This is a genomic window from Streptomyces buecherae, assembly GCF_014295035.1.
Classification (GTDB): domain Bacteria; phylum Actinomycetota; class Actinomycetes; order Streptomycetales; family Streptomycetaceae; genus Streptomyces; species Streptomyces youssoufiensis.
In genome coordinates, this window is sequence record NZ_CP060404.1 from 940,532 (window position 1) to 965,402 (window position 24,871).

The following is a 24,871-nucleotide window of genomic DNA, read 5'->3' on the forward strand; positions in this document are numbered from 1 at the left end:
CCGGTGACAGGAGGAGCCCCACGCGAAAAGGGGAACCCGCGGCGTGTCCGGCCCGTGGGGCAGGAGGGTCCTGGCCGGGCCGACCGGGCCGCTCGTGTCGGGCGCGGTCGCCGTGCTGGTGCGCAAGCGCTGCTGAGCCGGTGGGTCAGCATCCGTGGGCGTCCCGTTCGCGGACTACGGCACCGTCAGGGCGCCGGACGGTGCCGCGGCTCCCACCCGACTGCGTTGTTTGCGGTGTGACCGGGCGGAAACCCGGCTGCCCATGACTACATGGCGACATCACCCTCGAATGCGGCAGAACCGTCTGCTGTGGCTGCTGGACCGTCTCGAACGGGAGCCACGGGCCGACCCGCTGATCGACCTCCTCGGCCGGGCAGTGCGTGCCCTGCCGCTGGGGCGCGGCCGGGACGCGCTGCACGGCACATGGCTCGGGCACCCGGTCCATCCGCTGATGGTCCAGGTGCCGATCGGTAGCTGGCTGTCCGCGGCCGTGCTGGACCTGCGGCCCGGCCGCTCCCGCGAGGCGGACCTGCTCGTGGCCGTCGGACTCGCGGCGGCCGCGCCCGCCGCGCTGACCGGCTCCGTCGACTGGGCGCGGCTGCACCGACAGCAGCAGCGCGTCGGACTGGCGCACGCCCTGTCCAACACCACGGCCGTCGCCCTGTACGCGGCCTCGCTCGCCTGTCGCCTCCGCGGGCGGACGGGACGCGGCCGGACGTACGGCTTCCTGGGGCTGACGGCGGTCGGCGTCGGCGGCATGCTCGGCGGCCACCTGGCCTATCGGCAGGCGTCCGGCGCCAACCACGCCGAGGAGGTCCCGCACGTCATCACCGAGGGCTGGCACCGGATCGGGACGATGGACGAGTTCCCGGCCGGCCGGCCCGTGCGGCGCAGCGTGGACGACGTGCCGGTCCTGGTGGTGCGCGAGACCGGCGGTACGGTCCACGCGCTGGCCGACCGGTGCAGCCATCTGGCGGGGCCGCTGTCCGAGGGCACGGTGGACGACGGGTGTGTGCGGTGCCCGTGGCACGGCAGTGTCTTCCGGCTCTCGGACGGCTGGAACGTGCGCGGCCCGGCGACCGCGCCCCAGCCCGCCTTCGACACCCGGGTCGTCGACGGCCACGTCGAGGTGCGCCTGCGCCGGCAGGACCGGGCGGAGCGGGCGAGCGACGATCGGGAAGCGGGCCGGGGCGGGAGCGTGGTGGCGCCATGAGCACAGGCACTGACGGCCGCCTCCGACGACGTGTGCGCGGGGCCCTCCGGCGCACCGAGCAGGACTACTCGGGTGCGCGCGACCGGCCGTTGGGCGGATACCTCGCGGCCATGGCGGGGTTCGGGGTGTACACCGCGGCCTGGGCGACAGCGGTGCGGCTCCGCGGGCGGCCCGTACCCGACCGGCCCGAACCCTGGGACGTGGTCCTGACCTCCGTGGCCACGTTCCGGCTCAGCCGGCTGCTCAGCAAGGCATCGGTGACCAGCCCGCTGCGGGCCCCGTTCACCAGGTACGTCGGTCCACGGGGCCCGGCCGAACTCCACGAGGAGGCGCAGTCCGAGGGCGGCAAGGACACGGTCGGCGAGCTGGTGACCTGCCCCTTCTGCGTGAGCGTCTGGGTGGCCTCGACGCTGACCGCCGGCCAGTTGCTCTGGCCGCGCGCGACCCGCACCACCATGGGCGCGCTCGCCGCGCTGGCCGGGTCGGACGCGTTGCAGCTGGCGTACGCCGCGCTGGTGGACAAGACCACCGGAGACTGAACTCGTCGCGGCGCGGTCGACGGTCCCGCGCCGCGGCGGCTGCCGGTGGAGCCCGCCAGGAGGGCCCGGGCGGCCTCCCGAGGACGTCGGCGGCGATCTCCGCCAACGTCCGCCCGGTGCGGAACGCCTCGGCACGCACGAGAGCCAGCGCGTCCTCGGGACCGACCCCCGGGTGCTCCGCCGCGAGGCGCTCGGGGGTGGCGCGGCAGTTCCCCTGGCCGCCGTCTCCCGCCCCGCCGGGGGGGAGGGCTCCCCGTACGTGACACGGCCGGAAGAGCGCGCCGCGTCTCCCGTCGGCCCGACCGCGCTTCCCGCCCCGGGTGACGCCTGGGTGAGTGGGCGCCCCGTCGTGGGGACAAGAGACGTATGCAGACATTTCTCCCCTATGCGAACTTCTCCGACTCCGCGGCCGTCCTGGACCCGAGGCGTCTTGGCAAGCAGCGCGTCGAGGCGCTCCAGGTGTTCCGGGGGCTGACCGTGCCGACGTACGGGTGGCGGCGGCACCCCGCGGTGCGGATGTGGGCCGGGTACGAGGAGGCCCTGGTGCGGTATGGCCTGGATGTCTGCGACACCTGGACGGCCGAGGGCCGGGCCGACACCTGTTCCCTCACCCTCGTCACCGACTACCGCGCCTGGCGCCCGTCGGCCGAGGTGCGCGAGCAGGCCGGGCTGGCGGCGGCGGGTGAGCTGCCACCCTGGCTCGGCGACCCCGCGTTCCACCGCAGCCACCAGTCGGCACTGGTGCGCAAGGACCCCGCGTACTACCGCCCCCACTTCCCCGACGTACCGGACGACCTTCCCTACCTCTGGCCGGCCTCCGACCGAGCCGGCGACGGCCAGGCGGAGTGATGGCGGAGACTTCGTAGACTGGGGCAAACGCCTCGGTATCGGTCACGGCTCAGGAGGCCGGGGAGGCGCGCGAGGAAGCGGAGTGGAGTGAACATGGGACGACCTCCCCAGGAGCCGGCCGGCGAGTCCGAGGGCCTGTTCGGCATGGCGGAGCTCATGGCCGCGGCCACGCCCACCCGAGCACGGGAACACCGGCCGTTCCGCGACGGACCCAAGGCGCGCGAACTGCTGCGGGTGGGGGAGATCCACGCGGAACCGGCCGCCGCCGCGTCCTGGCGGGGCCGGCAGATCATCGCGCGCTTCCCCGACGCCCGGGTCGTCGAGACGGACTCCCACTGGCGCATCCCGCACCTCCACGGCAACCAGGGAAACGTCGAGCGTTGGGTCAGGATCAAGCGGGAGACACTGGTCCTCGGCGAACGCACCTCCCTGGCCGTCCGCCCCAACGGACGGTCCGCCGACTGGATCGCCCCCGGCCTGTCCAACGGATGCGCCATGGCCTGCGCGTACTGCTACGTCCCGCGCCGCAAGGGGTTCGCCAACCCCATCACCGTCTTCACCAACGTCGACCGCGTCCTGAACGCCATCGGCCGTCACCTCGCCGCCACCGGGCCGAAGAAGGAGCCCAACCAGTGCGACGAGCGGGTCTGGGTCTACGACATCGGCGAGAACGGCGACTGCTCGGTGGACGACCTGATCAGCGACAACACCGCCGACCTCGTCCGCGCCTTCCGCCGCTGGCCCACGGCCAAGGCGTCCTTCGCGACCAAGCTGGTCAATCCCGACCTGTTGCGGCTCGACCCGCAGGGTCGCACCCGCGTCCGCTTCTCCCTCATGCCGCCGGACGACTCCCGCCTCCTCGACATCCGGACCAGCCCCGTCCCCGCCCGCGTCGAGGCGGCCGCCGACTTCCTGGACGCCGGCTACGAGGTGCACTTCAACCTGTCCCCGGTGGTGATCCGCCCCGGCTGGCGCGCGGCCTGGGACGACCTGCTGCGCATGATGGACGATGTCCTCCCGCACCGGGTGAAGGAGCAGGCCGCCGCGGAGATCATCATGCTCACCCACAACCAGGACCTGCACGAGGTCAACCTGGGCTGGCACCCCCGCGCCGAGGACGTCCTGTGGCAGCCGGACCTCCAGCAGCCCAAGAGGTCCGAGAACGGCGCCCTGAACGTCCGCTACCGCAGCACGGTCAAACCCCAGGCCGTCGAGACCCTGTCCCGCATGATCCGGACCCGCGCGCCCTGGCTGCGCGTGCGGTACGCCTTCTGACCACCTGGGAGAACCGGGCCCCGACCGCACACCCTCGGCGCGTCACACGCACGCTCCCGTAGCGAAAGCCCACGTCGCAGGGGTGGTCCCGCCGGCCGTCGGTGACCATGGTCGCGAGCGCGTCGACCGCCTCGGCCGCGGCCACCGAGGCGGGAGGAAACCCCGGGTCAGCGCGAGCCCGATGGAAGTGCCGCCCCTTCGTGGCCCCCGGATGGCCCGGAGTGACCAGGTCAGGGCGGCGAACCGTCGAGCCGGCGGGCGTTCCTCGCCGGCCGACGAGAGAGCGGCCGAGCGAGGGCCAGGCGGCCGGCCACCGTCGCGGGGTTCTCCGGCGTCCACCACGTGAGCCGAGGCGTGCCCGGTCCCCCGCCCCCGAGGGGCGAGGTGGGGCGGCGGCGCCGGGCCCGGTGGCCGCGTCAGCGCGGCCCGCACCCGCCACGAGCCTCGGCGGCGACCTTCAGGTCGCTCAGCCACGCCTTGAGCCCGGCCCCGAGGAGCGCGGTCGCGGTGGGGACGTCGGCCTCGACCTGGGCCCCGGTGTGGGTCTCCGCGGTACGCACCAGGACACCGCCCCTGACCTTGGTGAAGGTCCACACGTGGACGCCGTTGTCGATGCGTAGCCCCTCGCCGACGGCGGGGCCGGTCCAGCGGATGCAGGAGTGGCGCTTGAGCTGCTCGACGGTCGAGGTGATGCCGAGGGTGGTGTCGGGGATCGAGGGCACACCGCGTACGGGTGTCATCCAGTGGAAGGCCGAGCCCTCCCGGAACCGGCCGTGGTCGAGGCGGTCGGCGGTCTCGACGGGGCGCTGCCAGGACGGCCAACGCTCCACATCGGTCTGCACCTTCCAGATGGTGCTGAGCGGCGCGCGGATCACGGTCTCGGCCTGGTAGCGCACGACGGCCTTGGGGTCGACGCCCGCCCCGCGACACGTGACGGCGGCGCCCGGGCGCGACTCGCCGGACGGGGCCGCACCCGACTGGGGCGCGGTCGGCCGCGACGCGGCCCCGGCGGGCGTCGCGGCGGCGGCGAGGACGCCCGCGACGGCGAGCGGGAGGGCGAACAGGGCGGTGCGGGTACGGGTGTCGCGCGTGCCGGGCATGGTGGTCCCCTTGTCAGGTTTCGGTGCACAGGACTTGCGGGCGCGGGCGGGGCCACGGGGCGTCGATGACCGCCCCACCACCACCTACGGAACGCGCCGGGCGACCCGAGGGTGAGCCGCTCTGCCGTTCGTTATAAGTTCTAACTTCCGCGAATGGCTCACGTCAAGGGGGTGGGTGAGAACCTCTCACGGGAGCGCAGGCCCGTCACGCGGGCGGGCGGAGACGGCACGAGCCACGCCGTCGACTCCGCGGCACCGCCCCCGACTCCGGACGCCGACAGCCGACAGCCGCTCAGGCGTGGTCCCGCGGCACCGGGCCCGGGTGCTGGCGCAGGGCGTCCAGCACGGCGCGGACGGCCGGGCGCGGGGGCGTGCCGCGCCGGATGGCCGCGGTGATCGTGCGCGTCACGGGGGTGGCGAGCTGCCTGGTGGCGACGCGGTAGCGGCTGTGGTCGACGGCCAGGCCGGGCAGCAGCGCGATCGACAGCCCGGCCTCGACGTGTTGCAGGGTCATCAGGTAGTTGCCGAAGCGGCACCGCACCCGTGGCTCGAACCGGGCCTGGCGGCACAGCCGTAGCGCGAGGTTGGCCATGTACGACTGCGGCATGTCGAACGACCAGGGTTCGTCCGCGTACGCCGCGAGGTCCACGACCTCGTCCTCGGTCGCGGGATGCCCGGGCGGGACGACCAGCAGGATCGGGTCCGTCGCCAGCGGCACCAGGTCGAGGTCGGGCCCGAGCGGCAACTCGTCGAAGTCCGTGGTGGTGATGATGAGGTCCGCGTCGCCGCCGCGCAGCGCGGGCATGCTCTCGTGCGGCTCCAGTTGCAGCAGTTCCACGTCGAGGTGCGGGTGGGCGCGCGCGAGCCGGGTCACCGCCGGCACGGCCATGGTGTGGATCGCGCTCTGGAACGATCCGAGCCGCACCAAGCCGGCGGGCTCCGCGCCGAAGCCGCGCAGCTCCGCCTCGACGGTGCCCATGTGGTCGATGATCGCCCGCGCCCGCCGCGCCAGGATCAGCCCGGCCGGGGTCAGCCGCACGCGACGGCCGGTGCGCTCGATGAGCTGGGTGTGCGTCTCGGCCTCCAGCACGGCGAGTTGCTGGGACACGCTCGACGGGCTCAGGTTGGCGGCCTGGGCGACCGCGCGCACGGTGCCCAGCGCGTCCAACTGGCTGAGCAGCCGCAGCCTCCAGGGGTTCAGCACTCCGCCATTGTTGTGCGGCTTCGCCGAACAGGACAGTCGGAAGGCTGAGATGGACGCCCCGTGGGCCCCGCGCCTACCGTCGGCGGCATGGCTGCTACGACCCCCACCCCGTCGCCCACCGAGACCTTCTGGACCGACGCCGAGCGCCACCTCGTACGCTACGGCGGCGAGTTCACGCCCGAGATCATCGAGCACGCCGCCGGCAGCTTCCTGCGCACCGCGGACGGGCGGCGGATACTCGACTTCACCTCCGGTCAGATGAGCGCGATCCTCGGGCACTGCCACCCGGAGATCGTGGCCACCGTGCGACGACAGGTAGCGGACCTCGACCACCTCTACAGCGGCATGCTCAGCCGCCCGGTGGTCGACCTCGCCCGCCGCCTGGCCGGGACGCTGCCCGCCCCGCTGGAGAAGGTCCTGCTGCTGACGACCGGCGCCGAGTCGAACGAGGCCGCCGTCCGGATGGCCAAGCTCGTCACCGGTCGGCACGAGATCGTCTCGTTCGCGCGCTCCTGGCACGGCATGACGCAGGCCGCCGCGTCCGCCACCTACAGCGCGGGACGGAAGGGTTACGGGCCGGCCGCGCCCGGCAACTTCGCCATTCCGGCGCCGAACACGTACCGGCCCGACTTCACCACGCCCGACGGCGGGCTGGACTGGCGCCGCCAGCTCGACTTCGCCTTCGACCTGATCGACGCCCAGTCGACCGGCAGCCTCGCCGCGTGCCTGGTCGAGCCGATACTCAGCTCGGGCGGCATCATCGAGCCGCCGGTCGGCTACTTCGCGGCCCTGCACGAGAAGTGCCGGGAGCGCGGCATGCTGCTGATCCTCGACGAGGCCCAGACCGGCCTGTGCCGCACCGGGACCTGGTACGCGTTCGAGCGCGACGGCATCGTCCCCGACATCCTCACGCTCTCCAAGACGCTCGGCGCGGGACTCCCGCTGGCGGCCGTGGTCACCAGCGCCGAGATCGAACGGGAGGCGTACGAGCGCGGGTTCCTGTTCTTCACCACGCACGTGGCGGACCCGCTGGTGGCGGCCGTCGGCAACACCGTCATCGATGTCCTGGTCCGTGACGGGCTCGACGCCCGCGCGCGGGCGCTCGGGGACCTGCTCCGCCAGGGCCTGTGGGACCTCGCCGACCGGCACGCCGTCGTCGGCGACGTCCGTGGCCGGGGACTGCTCGCCGGGCTCGAACTCGTCGTCGACCGCGAGACCAAGGAGAGTTCGAGCGAGCTGGGCGCGCGGGTCACCCGGCGGTGCCTGGAACTCGGCCTGCACACCAACATCGTCCAGCTCCCCGGCATGGGCGGAGTCCTGCGCATCGCGCCGGCGCTGACCGTCACCGAGGACGAACTCGCACTCGGCCTGGACATCCTGGACCGGGCGATCGGCGCGGCCACCGCCACCCGCTGAGCCCGGCCCGCGCCCGCCCGCCCCGCACTCTCTCGCTGCCGCCGAGCCGGCCGGGGCGACCGGGGCGGGCGGCGCCCCCGCTCCCGCTCACAGCGGTGGCGACCAGGCCCTCCGCCACCGGGGCGCCCCCTTCCGCGCCGCCGGTCGGTCTATCCGTCGTGATCGTGCGAGCGGTAGCTTCTCGACCCCGAGCCACGAGCAGGCCGTGATAGCTTCTCACCCAAGCTTCAGCTTGTAGCTCCATGGGACCGGGAGGGTGGCAGGCCATGGCGGAGACCCACGCGACGACGACCCCGCGCGAGCGCTACCGCGCCCAGGTGCGCGCGGAGATCAAGGAACGCGCGTGGGAGCAGATCGCCACGACGGGGGCGTCCGCGCTGTCCCTGAACGCGATCGCCAAGCAGATGGGTATGAGCGGGCCCGCGCTCTACCGGTACTTCGCCAGCCGCGACGACCTGATCACCGCGCTGATCCGGGACGCGTACCGCAGCCTGGCCGACGCCTGCCGGCTGGCCGCCGAGGCCGGACCCGGCCCGGACCTCGCCGCCCTGGCGCACGCCCTGCGCGGCTGGGCCCTGGCCGACCCGCAGCGCTACTTCCTGGTCTACGGCACGCCCGTGCCCGGCTACCACGCGCCCGAGGACACCACGGCGATCACCCACGAGATCATGACCCTCATGCTCGACGCCTGCGCCGCCCTCCCCCCGAGCGGGCCCGCCTCACCGTTCGACGCGCACCTCGCGGACCACCGCGCGTGGACCGGCGACCATCCCGCGCCCCCGGCGGCCCTGCACCGGGCCCTCTCCTTCTGGACCCGCCTGCACGGCCTCCTCTCCCTGGAGCTCGCCGGCCACTTCACCGGCATGGACTTCGACCCCGCCGAGATGTACGCGGCCGAACTGGACGCCCTACTGGCGGGCTAGTTTTACCGCCCCGTGAGGTGGGGAAAGCGGCTGGCGGGTGGTTGGCCGGCTTCGCCGTGGATCCCGTGTCCACCGCAGGCGGATCTTGATGATGATGCGCCGCTCGGCGCGGGTGGGGGCCGGCGGGGGCGGCCGGAGCGGTCTGTCACGCCCGCCTTGCCCAGTCGGCCGGTAGCGCTCGGCCCACCGCTGCGCGATAGTGGGAGAAATCTGGAGGCGTTCAGCGGCTCGCCGTAGCGGCCAGTGCTCTTCGACCAGGCAGCGGGCCAGACGCAGCCGCCCGGTCTCGGTCAGGGGGCATGACGGTGGGGCACGAGGGCCTTTCCGGTCGGTGTTGACGGCGCGATCCACACCGAACCCGGAAGGCCCTCACCCATTCAAGATCGGTTCGCGCACGCGGTCGCCGTGCTGAGGGAGACCGGCCACCGCCTCGTACACTCTGTCGTCGCCCCCTTGGACCGGCTACGGCCCGCCTCCGCCGGGCATAACGTGGGCAGGCCCGGCGTCGGGGGGCTCGCAGCAGAAAACACGCGCCTTTCGTGCATGCCGGACACAAGACGGGGTACTCGGCTCCATTCGACGCGTGAACAGAGGAGGGACATGGACGACGTCGCCGCTCTCGGCAGGGACAGTGCTTCCCGGTCCGGGCATCAGGCGCGTTCTCACGCCCTGCTCGGCGGAACGCTGGAAAACCTACGGGCGTCCGCCATCACGGTCGATGACGATGGCCTCATCGTCGCGGTCAACAACGCGGCCCAGAGCCTGCTGGGCAGGGACGCCTCGGAACTCGTGGGTCAGGACTTCCACGACCTGCTGCACCGGGACAGATACGGGCACTCGGTGCCGCGCACGCGCTGCCAGATCAGGGAGGCGCTCCTCACGGGCGACACCAGGCATGGCGACGCCGAGTGGTTCGCCCGTGGGGACGGCACTCTTGTCCAGTTGTCCTGGCTGATGATGCCCTACTCACCCGATCGGGGTGGGACAGGTGGGCTGGCGCTGCTGTACGAGGCCAAGCAGCCAAACGATCGCCACAGCGACGGTGGCCACTCCGCGCCGCTGACGGAACTGGACCGACTGGCCCTGCTCGCCGAGACGACCACGCAGCTCACCTCCACCCTGGACGTCGACGAGGCGCTGCACCGGCTCGCGGCCCTGACCGTGCCCCGGCTCGCGGACTGGGCGGTGTTCGACCTGCTCACCGAACGTGACGAAGTGCGACGTGTTCTCGTGACGGAGCACAAGGACGGCATTCTCGTCGAGCGGGACGACCTGCAAGGCCCTATGCCTCCGGTGCCGACGGAATCGCCGATGCCCCTGTCACGGGCCCTGCGCGGCGCCGCCTCCTCCCTCGCCGGTCCCGCCACCTACCAAGGTCCGCCCGACTCCGGCATCGCCGTCGAGCAGCAACGCCTGTTCACCGCGACGGGTATGCACTCCGCCGTCATCGCGCCCATTCGGGGCCTGCGCGACGTACTCGGCGCCCTGACCCTCGGCCGCGCCCAGCGCCACGACGCCTTCACCTCTGCCGACCTGCCGCTGCTGGAGGACCTCACCCGCCGGGCGGGCCTGGCGCTGGACAACGCGCGCCTGTACCAGCGCCAGCGCAAAGTCGCCGAGACCATGCAACGCCACCTGCTGCCCCAACTGCCCGTCCTGCCCGGGCTGGAGATGACCGCGCGCTACCAGCCCGCTCCGGACGCCTCATCCGTTGGGGGTGACTGGTACGACGCCTTCGCCCTCGGCGCCCACGCCCACGCACTGGCCATCGGCGACGTCGTCGGACACGACCTCGACGCCGCGGCCGGCATGGCACAGGTCCGCAACATGCTGCGCGCCTTCGCCTGGTCCCATCCCGAGGCCCCGCCCAGCGCCGTCGTCACACGGCTCGACGACGCCGTGATGCACATAGCCGAGGTGTCCATGGCTACCATGATCTTCGCCAGGCTCACCCTCGGGAACGACGCACTGTGGCGCCTCCGCTGGACGAACGCCGGCCACCCGCCGCCCCTGCTCATCACCGACGACGGTCGGACCAGCTACCTCGACGGGGCTCACGGCATACTCCTCGGGACCGGAGTCACCAGACCCCGCCCCGACGCCGTCACCGTCCTGCCCCCACGGGTCACCCTCGTCCTCTACACCGACGGGCTGGTCGAATCCCCGCACCACTCCATCGATCACGGTCTTGACCGCCTGCGCCGACACGCGGCCTCCCTCGCCCACCGCCCCCTCGACTCCTTCTGCGACTTGCTGCTGGACCAGGTCCGCCCCAGCGACAACGACGATGACGTCGCCATGATCGCGCTGCGCACGCCCCCTTCCCCTGAACCTGTCTGACCCGCGTGGGGGGCAGATCGAGGAGGCGGAACGGGAGACAGGCGAAGCTCCTGAGCCGGTGGGCTGAGCGCCCGCCCCGGCATCCGCAGGCGCACTCAGCGGCCGGTCCGGCCGTGACTGCGCCGAGTCACGGCCTGACTCGCGGCCCGTCGCGCGAGCGGAGCGATCACCAGGAGGACTTGGTAACCCCGGGCAGGAAGCCGGCGTGGGCCTGCTCACGCACGCGGACGCGCGAGAGTCCGAACTTCCGGAGGTGACCGCGCGGTCGCCCGTCCACGCTGTCCCGGTTACGTACTCGGGTAGCGCTGGCGTTGCGGGGCTGGCGCCGCAGTTCGTCCACTGCGGCCTGGCGTTCGGTTTCGCTGGAGGACGGCCGACGGATGATCTCCTTCAGCTCCGCACGGCGGGCCGCGTATCGCTCGACGACCGCCCTGCGCTTCTCGTTCTGCGCGATCTTGCTCTTCTTGGCCATCAGACCTTCCCCCCTCGGGCGCGAATACGGGCCACGGCGGCCTCGATGCCGATGCTGTCGACGGTCTTGATCGCCTTAGCGCTGAGCGTCAGCCGGACATGCCGCCCCTCGCTGGGCAACCAGTAGCGCTTGCGCTGGATGTTGGGGTCGAAGCGGCGCGAAGTGCGCCGATGCGAGTGGGAGATGGCGTTGCCGAAACCCGGTTGGGCGCCGGTCAGTTGGCAGTGGGCGGACAAGGTCGCACCTACCTCTCATCTGGAACGGTAAGGAGAACGCCTTCACCAGGCGCTCGAAAACCTCTGCTGCGCCGCGGCCCGCAGCCGCGGACGGTTCTGGCTCGCCGACCGCCCCGGCACCCTGCTCGCCTGGGACGCGGCGCCGGGGGGCACCGGACATCCCCGGTGGCCGGGTGAGGGCAGGGGGTGGGCAGAACGGAACGCCCGCCGGAACACGGCTCGGCGGGTGTTCCCCCCTCGGACCGCTCGGCAGTCCGTGGAATCCTGGAGCGGGACCGGTCAGTGACCGACCACCGTGCCGGACAGTTCGTTGGTGCCCTTCGGCAGCGTCACGGACTTCCGCTTCTCGCCCGACTCCAGGTCGAAGGAGTGCAGTTGGCGCTTGCCCGGGTCGGAGACGTAGGCCGTGTGGTCACGGACGAACAGAGTGGGCCTGGGCTGCTGCCAGTCCAAAGGCTCGGTCCAGTCGCCGACGGCGTCGATCTTCTTCTCGACCTTGCCGGTCTCCGGGTCGATGACGTGCAGGACGCCGTTGGTGCCGAGCACGAGGGCCTCACCGTGCGGGCCTCGGGCGAGGGAGCGGAAGGAGTAGCTGGTGCCGAGGTCGACCAGCTTCATCTTCGCGGTGCGGGTGTCGATCAGGGATATGCGCGTCGGCCGCTCCAGCTCCGCCTCCGGGTCGGTCTTGTAGTCGCCCAGGAGGATCGGGGAGGCGTCGCTGCCCGCCTGGTTTCCGGTACGGGCGTAGTCACCCGGCGCGTCGACCTTGGTGAACCTGCCGTCCTTGTAGAGCAGTACGCCGTCCTCGCAGCCTAGGCCGACCACCTCGCCCTTGGCCGCGGCCTCGCCGTGCACGCCAGGGCAGTCCTCGGAGCGCGCGATCTCCTTGTCGCCCTTGTCCAGGACGAGGGCGCCGGTGCGCTTCTCCTCGGTGCCGAGGGTGGTGACGAGTTCGCCGTCGGCCAGTTCGATCGCCACACCGTGGTGGGGCTCGGCGGAGGTGTAGCTCCGGGTCTCAGGCCGCTTACCGCCGGCCAGCTCGGCGGGGTCGAGGACGTTCACCTCGCCCGTGCCGTCGGTGAACAGGGCCGTCTTGCCGCCGTGCCGCACGACGTGGCCCGGTTTGGCCCCCTTGAACTCGGCGTCGGTGAACTCCTGCCGGGCGGCGTCGAACACGCGGAAGCCGGTGTCGGTGGAGATGACGACGTGGTCCTCGTCCCCGGCCGGGTTGACCCGGTTGAATCCGGGCAGCTCGATCGTCTTCGCCAGCTTGAGGGTCTCGCCATCGATGACGTAGAGCCCCCCGTCGTAGGAGGCGACGACCGGGTTCTCGACGGCGGCGGCCTCGCCGCTCTTCGGCTGCTTCTTCGGCTCGGCGTCGGACGAGGCGTCGTCGTTGCCGCCGCAGGCGGTCAGCGCCATGGCCGTCGCCAGGGCGAGTGCCGTGCCCGTGAGCGTTCTGGCGCGTGTCGACCTGTTCATCGCGTGTCTTTCCTCTCCGGCCCTGAGGGCGCGGGGTTGTGTGGTGGATCGGTCGGCGTGTTCGGTTCGCCGGTCCGCGGGGACGCTTGTTCAGTCGCCGGTGAGGCCCTCGGCCATGGCCGAGGTGTTGGCGCGCATCATTTCCAGGTAGGTGCCGGCGCCCTTGCCCTTCTCGGTCAGCGACTCGGAGTAGAGGGAGACGACGTCGACATCGCCGCCCATCTCCTGGCGGAGGACCTCCGCGAGCTTGGTGGGCTGGGAGGAGTCGGCGAAGACAGTGCGCACACCGGCCTTCTCCATGGCCCGGGTGAGGGAGCGCAGGTCGGAGGAGCTGGGTGAGGCGAGGGTGGTACCGCTGGGGATGACGGCACCGATCACGCGAAAGCCGAAGCGGTCGGCGAGGTAGCCGAAGACGTGGTGGTTGGTCACCAGGGCGCGCCGGTCCTCGGGAACGGCGGCGAAGGACTTCTCCATCCAGGTGGTGAGATCGGCGAGTTGTCCGTCGTAGCGTGCCGCGTTGTTCCGGACGGCCTTCTCGTCCACGCCGTCCACGTGTTCGGCGACCTGGTCGGCGATCAGGCCGGCGGCCTTGCGCACCCGGTCGGGGTCGGTCCAGAAGTGCGGGTCGGGTTCGCCGGCCTGCTCCTCGGGGCCGCCCTCCTGCCCGATGTGGAAGGTGAGCGGGTCGGCCGCCTCGCCTGCCGCGAAGGTGGCCACCCCTGACTCGCGGGCCGCTTTCACGTGCCGCAGTACGTTCTCCTCCAGTCCCAGCCCGTTGTAGACGACCAGGTCCGCGTTCTCCAGCTCCGCGGCCTGCACGGCCGACAGGCCGAAGGAGTGCGGGTCGGCGTTGGGCTGCATCAGGACACTGACGTCCGCCTCGTCCCCGACGATCTCCCGGGTGATGTCGCCGAGAATGTTGGTGGTCACCACGATCCGGGGCCACGCGTCGTCGCCTCCCGCGCAGCCGCTGGTCGTGGCGGCGAGAACAGAGAAGCTGATCAGTGTCACCAGCAGGGCGCGGACCCGTGCCGCACCCACGCGCACGCTCATCGGCCCGTCTCCACCATCAGAGACGGCCGGACGTCCAGGTCGAACGTGCGGGCCACCCGGAGGTCGTCGTTGTAGTCGATCTCGTACACGCGCCTGCCCTCGGGGTCGTTGAGGTAGGCGCGGCTGCGGTCCACCTCGATCAGCGGCACCGCGGTGGCTCCGGACCCGGCTTCGGGGACGTCCTTCAGCAAGGGATCGGTGACCGTGATCTCCTTGCCCGCGGAGACGTCGTAGCCGTGCAGGGCTCCGTCGCTCTCCAGGACCAACAGTGGTGCGCCTTCGCCGGCCGTGTTGGCGGCGACCACCCGGCCGGTCTCCACCCGGGTCCAGGCACCCTCGGTGACGTCCAGGACCCAGACGGCGTCCTCACCCGCGGGCGCCGTGAGCGTGCTGCTGCCCGGACGGTGCCTGAACTCCGCGGCACGCTCCGCCTTCGGCACGTCCTCGCCGTAGGGGATCTTCTCGGCGGTGAAGGCGCCGTCGTCCTCGTGGACGAGCAGGGCGCCGTCGGCGCAGCCGAGGACGATCCCGCGCCGGGTGACCGCGTCACCCCCGGGGTCCTCGCACTCCGCCTGCGGGGTGGCGACGCGCTTGCCGGACCGGTCGAGCACGGCGACCTCAGCGGGGCCGCCGCTGTCGCCGGTGAGGGCGATCAGATGGTCCGCGTACGGCACGACGGCACCGGCGTAGGTACCGGGGAGCCGGGCGGGGGCGCCGAGGGAGCCCTTCTCCAGCTCCGCGCGCGGGTACACGCTCGCCTTCCCGTCGGCCGACGTGACCACGGTGACGCCCGCGTCGCCACGGACCTCCGTGCCGGTGCCGCCCGGAAGCTCGCCGACCTCCTGGATCTTCGCGCGGTAGTAGTGCACGTGGTCTCCGTGGTCGACCATCCACGCGCCGCTGTCGATGACCTGGATGCCGTCCGCGCCGTGGAAGTAGCCGAAGCGGCCGTCCGTCGTCAGTGCGGTGACACCGGCTCTGCGGGCGGAGTCGTGGACCTTGCCGGTGGTCAGGTCCAGCACCTGGGTGTCGCCGCTTTCGGGGTCGCCGAGCAGGAGTCGGGACTGCGGTTCGGCCGCCTCGGTGGCACCTTCCACGTAGCCGTGCGGGGTGGCGGAGGAAGCGGGGCTCCCGGCGCCGGACTTGGCGTCGTCCTGGCCCCCGCATCCGGCGGCCAGGATGGCCACGGCCACGAGTGCCGGGGCGAGCAGTGTGACGTTTCTTCGGACGAGCAACGGGATCGCCTCAGGTTTCGTTCGGTCGGGACGTGGTGGCCCTCGGGGCCAAGGGGGCCGCCGGGGCGAGGACGCCGTCACGGCGCGCACGGCGGCGGTGCTGGAGTCCGGACGCTAGGTGGGACAGGAAGAAGAGGCAGACGGCGAGGGCGGAGACGGTCGCTCCGGCCGCGGTGCTCAAGTGCCAGGAAAGGAGCAGGCCGCCGAAGGTGGCGGCGGCGCCGACGACCGCGGCCAGGACCATGACGCCGCCCACGCTGCGCGCCCAGGGCAGGGCCGCCGCCGGCGGGGCGATGAGCAGGCCCAGGACGAGCAGGGTTCCGACGACATGGAAGGAAGCGACGATGGCCAGCGCCAGCAGCCCCAGCAGGACGGCGTGCGCGAGCCGGGGGCGCAGACCCAGCGTCCTGGCCTTGCGCTCGTCGAACGCCAGCGCCAGGAAGGCCCGGTGCCCGAACGCCGAGACGCCCAACGCCAGCAAGAAGGCCACACCGAGAAGGGTCAGGTCGCTCTCGCGCACGGCGAGGACGTCGCCGAAGAGGAATCCGGTGAGGTCCACCGCGAAGGACTGCGAGCGGGACACGATGATGACGCCGAGCGACAGCATGCCGACGAACAGCAAGCCGATGCCGGTGTCCTGGGACAGCCTCGGAGCGCGTCCGATGACTGTGACGCCCGCGGTCATCACGGCCGCGCTCACTACCGCCCCCACCAGCAGGTTGCCCCCGAGCAGCGAGGCGACCGCGACGCCGGGAAGCAGTCCGTGGGACATGGCGTCGCCCAGGAAGGCCATCCCCCGGAGCACCACCCACGTCCCGGCGAGGGCGCATATCGCCGACACCAGGATCCCGGCCCACAGGGCCCGCTGCACAAAGGCCACCTCGAAGGGGACCGTCAACCACTCCATACGAGAACCTTATAATGACAATCATGTTCAACAACAACCCCCTGTCGCCGCCGGACGGCGAACCGAGGAACGAGCGCGTACGGTTCCACGAGCTGAACGCCGGCTATCCAGGCCGCCCCGTGCTCCACCAACTCAGCGCGGGAGTACCGGCTTTGGCCGTGACCGCACTCGTCGGGCCGAACGGGAGCGGCAAGTCCACGCTGCTGGGCGTCCTGGCCGGAGTGATCGCTGCCACATCCGGGCAGGTGCGGTACGCGGAGGGCTCGCCGCCGGCTTTCGTCCCGCAGCGCGGCGCCGTCGGTGACACGCTCCCCCTCACGGCGCGGCAGACCGTGGAGATGGCCCGCTGGGGCGAGCGTGGACTGTGGCGGCGGCTGGCCCGGCAGGACCGGACCGTGGTCGACTCCGCCATGGAGCGACTGGGCGTCGCCCACCTCGGCGCCCGTCAGCTCGGCGAGTTGTCGGGCGGCCAGCGCCAACGGGTCCTGATCGCGCAGGGCCTCGCCCAACAGTCCGACCTGCTGCTCCTGGACGAGCCGACCACCGGGCTCGACCCCGAGGCGCGGGAGCGGATCACGGCCCTGCTCACCGCCCTGGTCGCCGACGGCACGACCATCGTCCAGGCCACGCACGATCTCGAGGCCGCCCGCTCCGCCGACACCTGCCTGCTTCTCAGCGACGGACATCTGGTCGCGGACGGCCCGCCCGCAGCGGTACTCACCCCTCAGACGCTCTCCAGGATCTGGCAGCCGATGTGAGGACCGGGACCGGACGTGTGGCGGTCGGCAGGTGCGGATCACCGCGGCCTCGGCAGGCTGGGCTGGCCGGTGCCGCACGGTGGTCGTCGAACGGTGGAGCGCGTGACGTACGCGATCAGAAGTACGCCGGGGGGCGGGGCGGGCTCGCCGGCGCCGTACGCCTCACCGTGCGGGTGAGGGTGGATGTCCTGCTGGGCGGGGTTCGCTCCGCACGATCGTCACGGTCGCCGGCGTGCTCGGCCCGATGCTCGCCCTCGGTCTCCACACGCCTCCCGTAGCGGCCTGGTGGACGGTGTTCACCGCCGCCGTCCAGGGGGTGCCGTTCCTCCCGCTCGCTGCGCTGGCCTCCGCGGCCGTCGGCACGCTGGTTCCCGAACGGGCCTTCGCCCGCTTGCTGCCGCGCGGTCCCGCTCTCTCGGTACCCGTGGCGGGTGCGGCCGGGATGGGGCGGCCCGGGGTGCGAGTGCGCGTCCGTGCCAGTGGCCGGCGGTCTCCTGCGGCGCGGAGCGGCCCCGGCGGCAGCCCTCGCCTTCCCGTTGTCCGTGCCTGCGGTCAACCCCCTGGTGCTCGTCGCCGCGTCCCTCGCCTTCCCCGGTGCACCGATATCGGTGGTGGCCCGGTTCGCGGCCTCGCTGGTCCGCGGCTCCTGGGACCACCAGTACGTGAAGTAGCCCCCGCCCAGGGCGACGCGGCCCCACCCCACCCGGCGGACCGGGCGGGGTGGGGCCGCGTCGCGGCCGGCGGGTGCCTGGTCAGCAGCCGTTGAGCACCGAGGCGAGGGCGTTCTTGTCCGTGGCGTCGACGGACAGCCCGTAGTCGTGCTTGACCTGCACCCACGCCCGGGCGTACGTGCAGCGGTAGGCGGTGCGGGAGGGCCACCAGCTACCGGGGTCCTGGTCTCCCTTGGACTGGTTGACGTCGTCGGTCACGGCCAGGAGCTGGGGGCGGCTGAGGTCGTTGGCGAGGGCCTGCCGCTTGGAGGTGGACCAGGACCAGGCGCCCGAGCGCCACGCCTCGGCCAGCGGTACGAGGTGGTCGATGTCCACGTCGGAGGCGGCGTACCAGGTGGCCCCGTCGTACGGGGAGTACCAGCTTCCCGAGGTGGCGGCGCAGGAGGAGTCGGTCACCACTCCGCTGCCGTCGCGCTTGAGGACGGTCTCGCGGGTGTTGCACGCGCCGCTGATGGTGATCCAGTGCGGGAACAGGTCACGGCTGTAGCCGGTGAGGGAGTGCTCGGCGGTGGCGGGCATGGCCGCCAGGTAGGAGCGGGCGGTGGCGGCGCTGACCGGGGTGGGCAGAGCGGCGTGCGCCGTCGGGGCGGTGGCCAGCAGGGCGGCGGCCGAAGCCGTGGCCACGGTCGCGGCGAGGACACCGCGGCGGAATATCTGCATGAGGGTCGTCAACTCCCGTACGTCGAGGGTGGGGAGGCGGCGTCGCTCATCGTGGCCCCGCTGGGTCTATGCGGGTAGAAACGCCCCGGTGAACTCTTCATGAGCAGTAGCCCCGGCGGGGCGGCGGGCCGGCCGCGCGTCCGTCCTGATCGCGTGCGCGCTGACAAGGCGTACGCCTCCCGCAGGAATCGCGCCTATCTGCGCCGCCGCGGGATCCGTTGCACCATCCCCGACACGGCCGACCAGGTGCGCAACCGCCAAAAGCTTGGCTCCCGCGGCGGCCGGCCGCCGCGTTTCGACCCGTTCGACTACCGGGAGCCTCATGCGGTCGAGTGCGGGATCAACCGCCTCAAGAGGCATCGTGCCACCGCCACGCGATACGACAAGCTCGCGGTCCGCTACGAGGCGACCGTGCTCATCGCAGCCATCAACGAGTGGCTGTGACGCTCGGCCGTCACACGGGGGATCCACGTTCCACCACCGCGGGCAGATGGCCGGCTGGAACAGCACCTGACGGCCACTCCGGCCGCTGCTTGACCTGAACCTTGGTTGATGTACGAGAGTCGTGTCATCGAACGGCGAGACGAGGAGATTCCGATGACACAGCCCAGGATCCTGGTGACCGGCGCGACTGGAAAGGTCGGCGGCGCGGTGGTGGCCCAACTGCACGCGGCAGGCGTGCCCGTGCGGGCGCTGGTGCGAGGGGAGGCGGACTTCCCGGAGGGTGTGCAGGCGGTGCGCGGCGATCTCGGTGATCCCGCGTCGCTGGGCACGGCCCTGGAGGGCGTCGATTCGGTCTTCCTGGTGTGGCCGTTCCTGGGCGCTGAGGGCGCGTCGGAGGTGATCGACGCGATCGGGAAGCACGCTCGACGGGTGGTGTACCTGTCATCCGCCGGGGTCGGGAGCGAGCAGGAGAAGCCCGGCGAGGCGGTCACCATGTTCCACACGGAGCTGGAGCGGCTGATCGAGGCATCGGGCCTGGAGTGGACGGCGCTGCGGCCCACCGGGTTCGCGAGCAACACGCTGGGCTGGGCGGAGGAGGTCCGCACCACCGGTGTGGTACGGGCGCCGCTGGCAAGGCTGGCCCGCCCGCTGATCCACGAGGCGGACATGGCTGCGGTCGCCGTTCAGGCGCTGACGACCAACGCCCTGCTCGGCGCCCGCCCCTTGATCACCGGCCCCGAACTGATCACCCAGGAACGGCAGGTGGCCCTGATCAGCGAGGCGATCGGGCGACCGGTGCGGTTCGAGGAGGTCGCGCTGGACGAGGCCATCGAGCAGATGAAGGCCGCAGGCTACCCGGCAGAGCTGGTGGAGGCCGTGTTGCCGGCCCAGGCGGAGATGCTCGACAATCCGGAGCCGGTCAACGATGAGGTGGAGCGCATCACGGGCACCCCGGCCCGATCCTTCCAGGAGTGGGCGGTGGACCACGCGGCGGACTTCCACTGAGAGGGACGTCAATACACGTTGACATAGGCGACCGAAGCACCGGATCTCGACTCCGTCGCCCACACGCTTGACGCCGAGGTCGAGCCCCTGCTCAGGGAAGCCCCGAGCGGTCGAACCGTACAGGTCGGCACGTCATCTCATGGCTATGGCGTGCCGTCACTCAGAAGGATCCGCACCCATCCCAGAAAGCCATCTCCGCAAGAGTTCTTGAGCACTTCCGACACAGGCCCTAAGCGGAGCCGCCGTTGCTCTGCAGCAGTTGCCCGTTCATCCACTGGCCGCGCGGCGAGCACAGGAAGTCCACCAGGTGGGCGGTGTCCTGCGGGGTGCCGAGGCGGCCGAGCGGTGTCTCCGCCGCGCACGCCTCGCGCAGTTCCTCGGACATCCACCCGGTGTCGACGGGGCCCGGGTTGATCACGTTGGCGGTGACGCCGAGGTGGGCGAGTTCGTGCGCGGCGGCCAGGGTGACGCGGTCCAGGGCACCCTTGCTCGCGCCGTAGGGGAGGTTGCCCACGGTGTGGTCGCTGGTGAGGCTGATGATCCGACCCGTTCCGTGGGCGCCGCCAAAGCGCCGCCCGTACTCGCGGATCAGCAGCCAGGTGGCTCGCGCGTTGACGGCGAAGTGGCGGTCGAAGCTCTCGACGGTGGTGTCGAGCAGGCCGGAGTCGACCGATTCGCAGTGGCACATCACCAGGGCGGTGACGGGGCCGAGGTCGCGCTCCGCCGCGTCGAAGACGCGCGCGGCGGCCTCGGGGTCGGCGAGGTCCGCCTCGACGGCCACGGTGCACGCGCCGCACGCGGTCAGCGCGCGGTCGATCGCGTCGGTCGCCCCGGACTCGACGCCCCAGCTCATGCGCTGGTCGTACGGGTGCCAGTAGGTGAAGGCGATGTCCCAGCCCGAGGCGGCCAGTTGCCGGGCGACGCCCGCGCCGATGCCGACGGTGCGGCCCACGCCGGTCACCAGCGCGAGCGGGCGGGGCGTGCGGGGGGCGGTCGTCTCGTTCTCGTCGATGGGGTGCACGGGAGGAGATCCTCCAGCCCGCGGCCGGAGCGGGCAACCGCGTTTCATCCGGACGCCACCGCCAGTCGCCACTCCCCCACCGCTGGCGCCACCGCCCCGGCAGGGCGGCAGCGCCAGCGGCGGGGACCGACCCCGTTACGGGGCGCGGCGGCCGGCGGCCGGGGTGCGGTAGACGTACGGCACGCTCGCCGCGGACGCCCGGGCGCGCTGGCCGGGCGCGGCGAGCGGCAGGGGCTCGGTGGTGGGCGCGGCGGTGTCGCGGGGCGCGTCGACAGCCGCGCGGACCAGGGCGTGGTCGGGCGAGAGCGCGCAGGCCGGGTCCGTGCGGGCGGCGTCGCCCGTGAGCGCGTACGCCTGGCAGCGGCACCCGCCGAAGTCGATCTCGCGGCTCGGGCAGCTCCGGCACGGCTCGGGCATCCAGGCCGTGCCCCGGTACCTGGTGAACGCCGGCGATGAGTCCCAGATCCACTCCAGCGACCGGTCGCGCACGTTCGGCGGGTCCAGGTCGGGCAGCACCGAGGCGGCCGGGCAGGGCAGCACGGTGCCGTCCGGGGCGACGGTGAGCGAGACCGCGCCCCAGCCACCCATGCACGGCTTGGCCACGCCGTCGAAGTAGTCCGGCATCACCCACACCAGCTCGATGGTGCCGGCGAGTTCGGCGCGGCGGCGCTCGATGGCCGCGCCGGCCCGCGCCAACTGCTCCCTGCTCGGCAGCAGGGCCTCCCGGTTGCGCAGGGCCCAGCCGTAGAACTGCGTGTTGGCCAGCTCGATCCGCTCGGCGTCCCAGGCCACCGCGAGGTCCACGATGGCGTCCACGGCGTCCAGGTTGTCGCGGTGCAGCACCACGTTGACGCCGAGCGGCAGCCCGGCCGCGCGGATCAGCGCCGCGGCCCGTTCCTTGGCGGCGAACGCCCGGTGCCCGGCGATCCGGTCGGAGCGGGCGGGGTCGGCGTGCTGGACCGAGAGCTGCACGCTGCGCAGCCCGGCGTCGACAAGGGAGCCCAGCCGGTCCTCGGTGAGCCCGACGCCGCTGGTGACCAGTTGCGTGTAGATGCCGGCCGCGTCGGCGGCGGCGACGATCTGCTCCAGGTCGACGCGGAGCAGGGGCTCGCCGCCCGACAGGTGGGTGTGCACCACGCCGAACTCGCCGGCCTGCCGCATCACCTCACACCACTCGTCCGTGCTCAACTCCGCCGACCTGCGGACGAGTTCGAGCGGGTTGGAGCAGTACGGGCAGTGCAGCGGGCAACCGTGGCTGAGTTCGGCCAGCAGGGCCCAGGGGCGCTGCGGTGTCTCGCTCATCGCAGCCACCCCTGTTCACGCAGCCTGGCCAGGAACGCGGGCACCTCGTCCGGCACCGGCGCGCCCGGGAAGCGGTCCGCCAACTCTCCTACGATCGCGGCGACCTCGCGCCGCCCGTCGCACAGCCGCACGATGTCGGCGGCCCGGCCGGTCAGCACCACCACCCGCTCGGGCAGCACCAGCAGGTCCGCCTCCCGCACCCGGTCCCGGCGCAGCATGATGCCGGGGGACAGCGCGGGCCGCCACGCGGGGTCGACGGCGGTGGTGACGGCGGGTCCGGCGGCGGGGGCGGGCCGGGCGTCGGTGCGCGTGCTAGCGCCGGGTGTCCGGCTCACGGCCGCCACCTGACCCGGTCGGGGCCGGTGACGGGGTCGGCGGTGTCGGCGTGCGCCACCGCGTCGAGCAGCGACCAGAGCACGTCGCACTTGAAGCTCAGCGCCGCCGCCGCCCGGTCCTGGTCGGCGGCGGTCGTAGCCCAGGACAGCACGAGGTCCAACGCCTCCCCGCTGTCCCGGCGCCCCTCGCGCTCGCGGTTGCGGAAGTAGGTCAGCCCGGCCGGGTCGATCCAGCGGTAGTGGCGTTCGAAGGCGTCGATGCGGGTGAGCATGATGCCGGGCGCGGACAGTTCGGTCAGCGAGGCGGCGACCGCTTCGAGCGGCGAGCCCAGCCGACAGAAGTTGACGTAACCCTCCACCGCGAGTCGTACGCCGGGCAGCACCTCGTCGCCGGAGAGCAGCAGGTCGCGGTCGAGTCCCACGGCCTCGCCGAGCCGCAGCCAGTTCTCGATGCCGCCCTCGCCCTCGGCCCCGCCGTCGTGGTCCCGCACCCTGCGCAACCACGTCCGGCGGTGCTCGCGGGTGTCGAACTTGGCCAGGACCAGCGCGTCCTTGATCGGGATGTGGCGTTGGTAGTGGAAGCGGTTGAGGACCCAGCGGCGCAGTTGGTCGGGGGTCAGCCGGCCCTCGTGCATGGCCACGTTGAACGGATGCCGGTCGTGGTAGCGCTCCCGGGCGATGGTCCGCAGCCGCGCCTCGAAGGCCGCGGTGCCCACTCCCCCAGCGCCGGCCTCCGGGCCCGGCGCCGGTCCCGTTCTCTCGTCCTCGGTGGCTCCCGGCCCGTCGCCGGTGCGCAGCGCGGTGTTGCTCACAGCTCGATCACCATCCCGTCGGCGGCTACCTCGATGCCCCACTCGGCCAGCCGGCGGTGCTCCGCCGCGTCCGGGTCCACGAGGGGGTTGGTGTTGTTGAGGTGGGTGTAGAGACAGCGGGCGCGCAGCGCGGCCAGCCGTTCGGCCGTGCCGCCCGGCCCGACGATCGGCAGGTGTCCCATGCCGGTGGCGGTCCGTGGGCCGATGCCGGTGCGGATCGGTTCCTCGTCGTCCCAGAACGTCCCGTCGACGATGAGGCAGTCGGCCTCGGCCGCCGCGTCGGCCAGCGCAGCGGACCAGGTGGCGACGGCCGGGGCGTACAGGGCGGTGGCACCGCTGGCCCGGTCGGTGATGCGCAGGGCGACGGACCACCCCGCGCCGTCGTGGCCCGGGTCGGCGCTCCCCGGCCGCGCCGTCTCGCCCGGCGCGGCGTGCGGGCCGCCGGCGCCGGGGCCCTGCCCGCCGTCCGCCGCCGCGTACCGCGGGCGTTTGCCCGACACGGGGATGGCGCTGACCTCCACCAGGGGCTTGCCCGTGGGCGCGGCGGTCGGGACTGCTTCTGGTCGCACGGCCGGTCGCGCGGTCGGCTGCCCGGGTTCGGGCCACGGTTCGGGCCCGAGGGCGATTGGGCCCGTGTGGGGCAGGTCGCGCCAGCGCACCTCGGCGTAGGGGGCCAGCGTGGTCCCGAGGTGCAGCCGGGTGCGCAGGGCATCGCGTACGGCGGCGGTGGCCAGCACCTCGAAGATGTCGGCCTCGCGCAGCCGGGCGATGCCCAGGGTGTGGTCGAGTTCGGCGTCGGTCAGGATGATCCCGGCCACCGGGGTCTGTCGGGTGCCGGGTCTGGGCAGCAGGGGTGGGCAGTCCTCGATCTGGTCCCCGATGTCGGGGGTGGCGTTGACGACGTACCAGCGGTCGTCCGCGGCCTGGACGGCCAGCGAGGCGTGGCGGCGACGCCGGGCGGGGTGGGCGCGTGCCCCGGTGCAAATGGGGCACGCGCAGTTCCACTGAGGTATGCCTCCGCCCGCCGCGGTGCCGAGTACCCGCAGCAGCACGCCGGTTAGCGCTTGCTCAGCGAGTACGCGGTGACTTCGAGCGCGGTCTCGACGACCGTGTAGTCGGGCGTCTGCCACCCGCCCGGGCCCTCGGCCGCCGGGTCAACCGGTCGCGACTGCTGCTCGACCGCCTGCTGTACGGATTCGGTCATGATCCATACCTGCCCTTCTTCGCTTGCGCTGCGGTTGCCGTACGTTCTTCGCTCTGCTCGCTCGGTGGTGCCCCGTCGCCGCACGCCCGGGTTCGCGGGCCCGGCCCCGGGTGGGTACCGGGTGGGCTCCGCCGCGCTTCGCGCGCGTCGCGCCCCTGGTCCGCCGCCCGCCGTGGCGGCCCGCCCGGTCGGCGTGGGCCGTTGGGCGGGTGCGCGCGGATGGGCCGTACCGCACGGGCCCGCGCGGGAGCGGCGGGTGGTCACTGGTGGCGGACGCCGCGAACTCGTGGCGGACCGGGGCGCGCCCGGACCGCGTCGTGGCGTGTGCGGGCGTGAGCCCGTGCGCGTGCGCGGA

At 72.8% G+C, this 24,871-nt stretch carries 24 protein-coding genes and 3 pseudogenes; 11 read left to right on the forward strand and 16 right to left on the reverse strand.

All coding sequences use genetic code 11. From position 1 onward, the window contains the following. Positions 1 to 289 precede the first annotated feature (289 nt). From H7H31_RS03310 to H7H31_RS03325, 4 genes are all read left to right on the forward strand, one after another. On the forward strand, positions 290 to 1,213 hold the full coding sequence (locus tag H7H31_RS03310) for a Rieske 2Fe-2S domain-containing protein (protein ID WP_187117745.1): 924 nt from the start codon (positions 290 to 292) through the stop codon (positions 1,211 to 1,213). Next, complete coding sequence (locus H7H31_RS03315; protein ID WP_187087644.1) at positions 1,210 to 1,752, forward strand: DUF1360 domain-containing protein; 543 nt, start codon at positions 1,210 to 1,212, stop codon at positions 1,750 to 1,752. The genes H7H31_RS03310 and H7H31_RS03315 overlap by 4 nt, the downstream gene beginning before the upstream one ends. Before the next feature lie 366 nt (positions 1,753 to 2,118). Further along, on the forward strand, positions 2,119 to 2,601 hold the full coding sequence (locus H7H31_RS03320; protein ID WP_187117746.1) for an MSMEG_6728 family protein: 483 nt from the start codon (positions 2,119 to 2,121) through the stop codon (positions 2,599 to 2,601). A 93-nt stretch (positions 2,602 to 2,694) separates the two neighbouring features. Next, positions 2,695 to 3,876 (forward strand): spore photoproduct lyase family protein, encoded by a 1,182-nt coding sequence (locus tag H7H31_RS03325; protein ID WP_372456005.1) that lies wholly within the window; start codon positions 2,695 to 2,697, stop codon positions 3,874 to 3,876. 416 nt (positions 3,877 to 4,292) lie between these two features. Here H7H31_RS03325 and H7H31_RS03330 read toward each other — a convergent pair whose 3' ends face one another. Both H7H31_RS03330 and H7H31_RS03335 read right to left on the reverse strand, forming a co-directional pair. Beyond that, positions 4,293 to 4,976: an SRPBCC family protein gene (locus tag H7H31_RS03330; RefSeq protein WP_187117747.1), complete on the reverse strand. Its 684-nt coding sequence runs from the start codon at positions 4,974 to 4,976 to the stop codon at positions 4,293 to 4,295. Positions 4,977 to 5,268: 292 nt separating this feature from the next. Further along, positions 5,269 to 6,180, reverse strand: coding sequence for a LysR family transcriptional regulator (locus tag H7H31_RS03335; RefSeq protein WP_187117748.1), 912 nt, complete (start codon positions 6,178 to 6,180; stop codon positions 5,269 to 5,271). A gap of 87 nt (positions 6,181 to 6,267) precedes the next feature. Here H7H31_RS03335 and H7H31_RS03340 point away from each other — a divergent pair, with 87 nt between their 5' ends. Next, positions 6,268 to 7,596 (forward strand): aspartate aminotransferase family protein, encoded by a 1,329-nt coding sequence (locus H7H31_RS03340; protein ID WP_187087648.1) that lies wholly within the window; start codon positions 6,268 to 6,270, stop codon positions 7,594 to 7,596. A gap of 266 nt (positions 7,597 to 7,862) precedes the next feature. Continuing rightward, positions 7,863 to 8,519, forward strand: a complete 657-nt coding sequence (locus H7H31_RS03345) for a TetR/AcrR family transcriptional regulator (RefSeq protein ID WP_187117749.1) — start codon at positions 7,863 to 7,865, stop codon at positions 8,517 to 8,519. 69 nt (positions 8,520 to 8,588) lie between these two features. Here the strand turns inward: H7H31_RS03345 and H7H31_RS33635 are convergent. Further along, a pseudogene (locus tag H7H31_RS33635) lies at positions 8,589 to 8,870 on the reverse strand (hypothetical protein); the annotation flags it as partial. Positions 8,871 to 9,119: 249 nt separating this feature from the next. On the opposite strand from H7H31_RS33635, the gene H7H31_RS03355 reads away from it, so the two are divergent. Next, on the forward strand, positions 9,120 to 10,859 hold the full coding sequence (locus H7H31_RS03355; protein WP_187117750.1) for a SpoIIE family protein phosphatase: 1,740 nt from the start codon (positions 9,120 to 9,122) through the stop codon (positions 10,857 to 10,859). A gap of 166 nt (positions 10,860 to 11,025) precedes the next feature. Here H7H31_RS03355 and rpsN read toward each other — a convergent pair whose 3' ends face one another. The 6 genes from rpsN to aztB form a co-directional block, all read right to left on the reverse strand. Further along, the gene (gene rpsN, locus H7H31_RS03360) at positions 11,026 to 11,331 is read right to left on the reverse strand and encodes a 30S ribosomal protein S14 (protein WP_187117751.1); all 306 of its coding nucleotides are present in this window, start codon (positions 11,329 to 11,331) and stop codon (positions 11,026 to 11,028) included. After that, a complete protein-coding gene (rpmB, locus tag H7H31_RS03365; protein ID WP_187087652.1) occupies positions 11,331 to 11,567 on the reverse strand; it encodes a 50S ribosomal protein L28 in 237 nt (78 codons plus the stop codon). The genes rpsN and rpmB overlap by 1 nt, the downstream gene beginning before the upstream one ends. A gap of 279 nt (positions 11,568 to 11,846) precedes the next feature. Then, positions 11,847 to 13,049 carry a zinc metallochaperone AztD gene (gene aztD / locus H7H31_RS03370; RefSeq protein ID WP_187117752.1) on the reverse strand — a complete coding sequence of 401 codons (1,203 nt, stop codon included), beginning with the start codon at positions 13,047 to 13,049 and terminating at the stop codon, positions 11,847 to 11,849. A gap of 90 nt (positions 13,050 to 13,139) precedes the next feature. Continuing rightward, the gene (aztC, locus tag H7H31_RS03375) at positions 13,140 to 14,102 is read right to left on the reverse strand and encodes a zinc ABC transporter substrate-binding protein AztC (protein WP_187117753.1); all 963 of its coding nucleotides are present in this window, start codon (positions 14,100 to 14,102) and stop codon (positions 13,140 to 13,142) included. After that, a complete protein-coding gene (locus H7H31_RS03380; RefSeq protein ID WP_187117754.1) occupies positions 14,099 to 15,337 on the reverse strand; it encodes a hypothetical protein in 1,239 nt (412 codons plus the stop codon). The genes aztC and H7H31_RS03380 overlap by 4 nt, the downstream gene beginning before the upstream one ends. A 10-nt stretch (positions 15,338 to 15,347) precedes the next feature. Then, the gene (gene aztB, locus H7H31_RS03385; protein ID WP_187117755.1) at positions 15,348 to 16,244 is read right to left on the reverse strand and encodes a zinc ABC transporter permease AztB; all 897 of its coding nucleotides are present in this window, start codon (positions 16,242 to 16,244) and stop codon (positions 15,348 to 15,350) included. Between the two features lie 14 nt (positions 16,245 to 16,258). Between aztB and aztA the strand changes: the two genes are divergently transcribed. Both aztA and H7H31_RS03395 read left to right on the forward strand, forming a co-directional pair. Beyond that, the gene (gene aztA / locus H7H31_RS03390) at positions 16,259 to 17,002 is read left to right on the forward strand and encodes a zinc ABC transporter ATP-binding protein AztA (protein WP_187117756.1); all 744 of its coding nucleotides are present in this window, start codon (positions 16,259 to 16,261) and stop codon (positions 17,000 to 17,002) included. A gap of 167 nt (positions 17,003 to 17,169) precedes the next feature. Further along, a pseudogene (locus H7H31_RS03395) lies at positions 17,170 to 17,640 on the forward strand (permease); the annotation flags it as partial. Positions 17,641 to 17,754: 114 nt separating this feature from the next. On the opposite strand, the gene H7H31_RS03400 reads toward H7H31_RS03395, so the two are convergent. Continuing rightward, entirely contained in the window at positions 17,755 to 18,393 is a 639-nt protein-coding gene (locus tag H7H31_RS03400) for an HNH endonuclease family protein (RefSeq protein WP_187117757.1), read from the reverse strand. Positions 18,394 to 18,519: 126 nt separating this feature from the next. Here H7H31_RS03400 and H7H31_RS03405 point away from each other — a divergent pair. After that, positions 18,520 to 18,837: pseudogene (locus H7H31_RS03405) on the forward strand (transposase); the annotation flags it as partial. Between the two features lie 153 nt (positions 18,838 to 18,990). Further along, complete coding sequence (locus H7H31_RS03410) at positions 18,991 to 19,842, forward strand: NAD(P)H-binding protein (RefSeq protein WP_187117758.1); 852 nt, start codon at positions 18,991 to 18,993, stop codon at positions 19,840 to 19,842. 229 nt (positions 19,843 to 20,071) lie between these two features. Here the strand turns inward: H7H31_RS03410 and H7H31_RS03415 are convergent, their stop codons facing one another. From H7H31_RS03415 to pqqA, 6 genes are all read right to left on the reverse strand, one after another. Then, complete coding sequence (locus H7H31_RS03415) at positions 20,072 to 20,863, reverse strand: SDR family oxidoreductase (protein ID WP_372456008.1); 792 nt, start codon at positions 20,861 to 20,863, stop codon at positions 20,072 to 20,074. Between the two features lie 135 nt (positions 20,864 to 20,998). Next, positions 20,999 to 22,165 carry a pyrroloquinoline quinone biosynthesis protein PqqE gene (gene pqqE / locus H7H31_RS03420; protein WP_187117760.1) on the reverse strand — a complete coding sequence of 389 codons (1,167 nt, stop codon included), beginning with the start codon at positions 22,163 to 22,165 and terminating at the stop codon, positions 20,999 to 21,001. Further along, positions 22,162 to 22,500 carry a pyrroloquinoline quinone biosynthesis peptide chaperone PqqD gene (gene pqqD / locus H7H31_RS03425; RefSeq protein ID WP_232109664.1) on the reverse strand — a complete coding sequence of 113 codons (339 nt, stop codon included), beginning with the start codon at positions 22,498 to 22,500 and terminating at the stop codon, positions 22,162 to 22,164. Before pqqD ends, pqqE begins: the two co-directional genes overlap by 4 nt. Further along, positions 22,497 to 23,216, reverse strand: a complete 720-nt coding sequence (gene pqqC / locus H7H31_RS03430) for a pyrroloquinoline-quinone synthase PqqC (RefSeq protein ID WP_187085171.1) — start codon at positions 23,214 to 23,216, stop codon at positions 22,497 to 22,499. Before pqqC ends, pqqD begins: the two co-directional genes overlap by 4 nt. A 92-nt stretch (positions 23,217 to 23,308) precedes the next feature. After that, positions 23,309 to 24,364 (reverse strand): pyrroloquinoline quinone biosynthesis protein PqqB, encoded by a 1,056-nt coding sequence (gene pqqB, locus H7H31_RS03435; RefSeq protein WP_187117761.1) that lies wholly within the window; start codon positions 24,362 to 24,364, stop codon positions 23,309 to 23,311. A 5-nt stretch (positions 24,365 to 24,369) separates the two neighbouring features. Beyond that, entirely contained in the window at positions 24,370 to 24,516 is a 147-nt protein-coding gene (gene pqqA, locus H7H31_RS03440; protein WP_187117762.1) for a pyrroloquinoline quinone precursor peptide PqqA, read from the reverse strand. Positions 24,517 to 24,871: the final 355 nt, after the last annotated feature.

Bases quoted from the DNA above. Each gene is read 5' to 3' on its own strand.
- rpsN (WP_187117751.1), bottom strand. From the start codon at position 11,331: ATGGCCAAGAAGAGCAAGATCGCGCAGAACGAGAAGCGCAGGGCGGTC.
- H7H31_RS03330 (WP_187117747.1), bottom strand. From the start codon at position 4,976: ATGCCCGGCACGCGCGACACCCGTACCCGCACCGCCCTGTTCGCCCTC.
- H7H31_RS03340 (WP_187087648.1), top strand. From the start codon at position 6,268: ATGGCTGCTACGACCCCCACCCCGTCGCCCACCGAGACCTTCTGGACC.
- H7H31_RS03410 (WP_187117758.1), top strand. From the start codon at position 18,991: ATGACACAGCCCAGGATCCTGGTGACCGGCGCGACTGGAAAGGTCGGC.
- aztA (WP_187117756.1), top strand. From the start codon at position 16,259: ATGACAATCATGTTCAACAACAACCCCCTGTCGCCGCCGGACGGCGAA.
- H7H31_RS03355 (WP_187117750.1), top strand. From the start codon at position 9,120: ATGGACGACGTCGCCGCTCTCGGCAGGGACAGTGCTTCCCGGTCCGGG.
- H7H31_RS03400 (WP_187117757.1), bottom strand. From the start codon at position 18,393: ATGCAGATATTCCGCCGCGGTGTCCTCGCCGCGACCGTGGCCACGGCT.
- pqqA (WP_187117762.1), bottom strand. From the start codon at position 24,516: ATGACCGAATCCGTACAGCAGGCGGTCGAGCAGCAGTCGCGACCGGTT.
- H7H31_RS03310 (WP_187117745.1), top strand. From the start codon at position 290: ATGCGGCAGAACCGTCTGCTGTGGCTGCTGGACCGTCTCGAACGGGAG.
- H7H31_RS03320 (WP_187117746.1), top strand. From the start codon at position 2,119: ATGCAGACATTTCTCCCCTATGCGAACTTCTCCGACTCCGCGGCCGTC.
- aztC (WP_187117753.1), bottom strand. From the start codon at position 14,102: ATGAGCGTGCGCGTGGGTGCGGCACGGGTCCGCGCCCTGCTGGTGACA.
- pqqE (WP_187117760.1), bottom strand. From the start codon at position 22,165: ATGAGCGAGACACCGCAGCGCCCCTGGGCCCTGCTGGCCGAACTCAGC.
- H7H31_RS03345 (WP_187117749.1), top strand. From the start codon at position 7,863: ATGGCGGAGACCCACGCGACGACGACCCCGCGCGAGCGCTACCGCGCC.
- H7H31_RS03315 (WP_187087644.1), top strand. From the start codon at position 1,210: ATGAGCACAGGCACTGACGGCCGCCTCCGACGACGTGTGCGCGGGGCC.
- aztB (WP_187117755.1), bottom strand. From the start codon at position 16,244: ATGGAGTGGTTGACGGTCCCCTTCGAGGTGGCCTTTGTGCAGCGGGCC.
- aztD (WP_187117752.1), bottom strand. From the start codon at position 13,049: ATGAACAGGTCGACACGCGCCAGAACGCTCACGGGCACGGCACTCGCC.
- H7H31_RS03325 (WP_372456005.1), top strand. From the start codon at position 2,695: ATGGGACGACCTCCCCAGGAGCCGGCCGGCGAGTCCGAGGGCCTGTTC.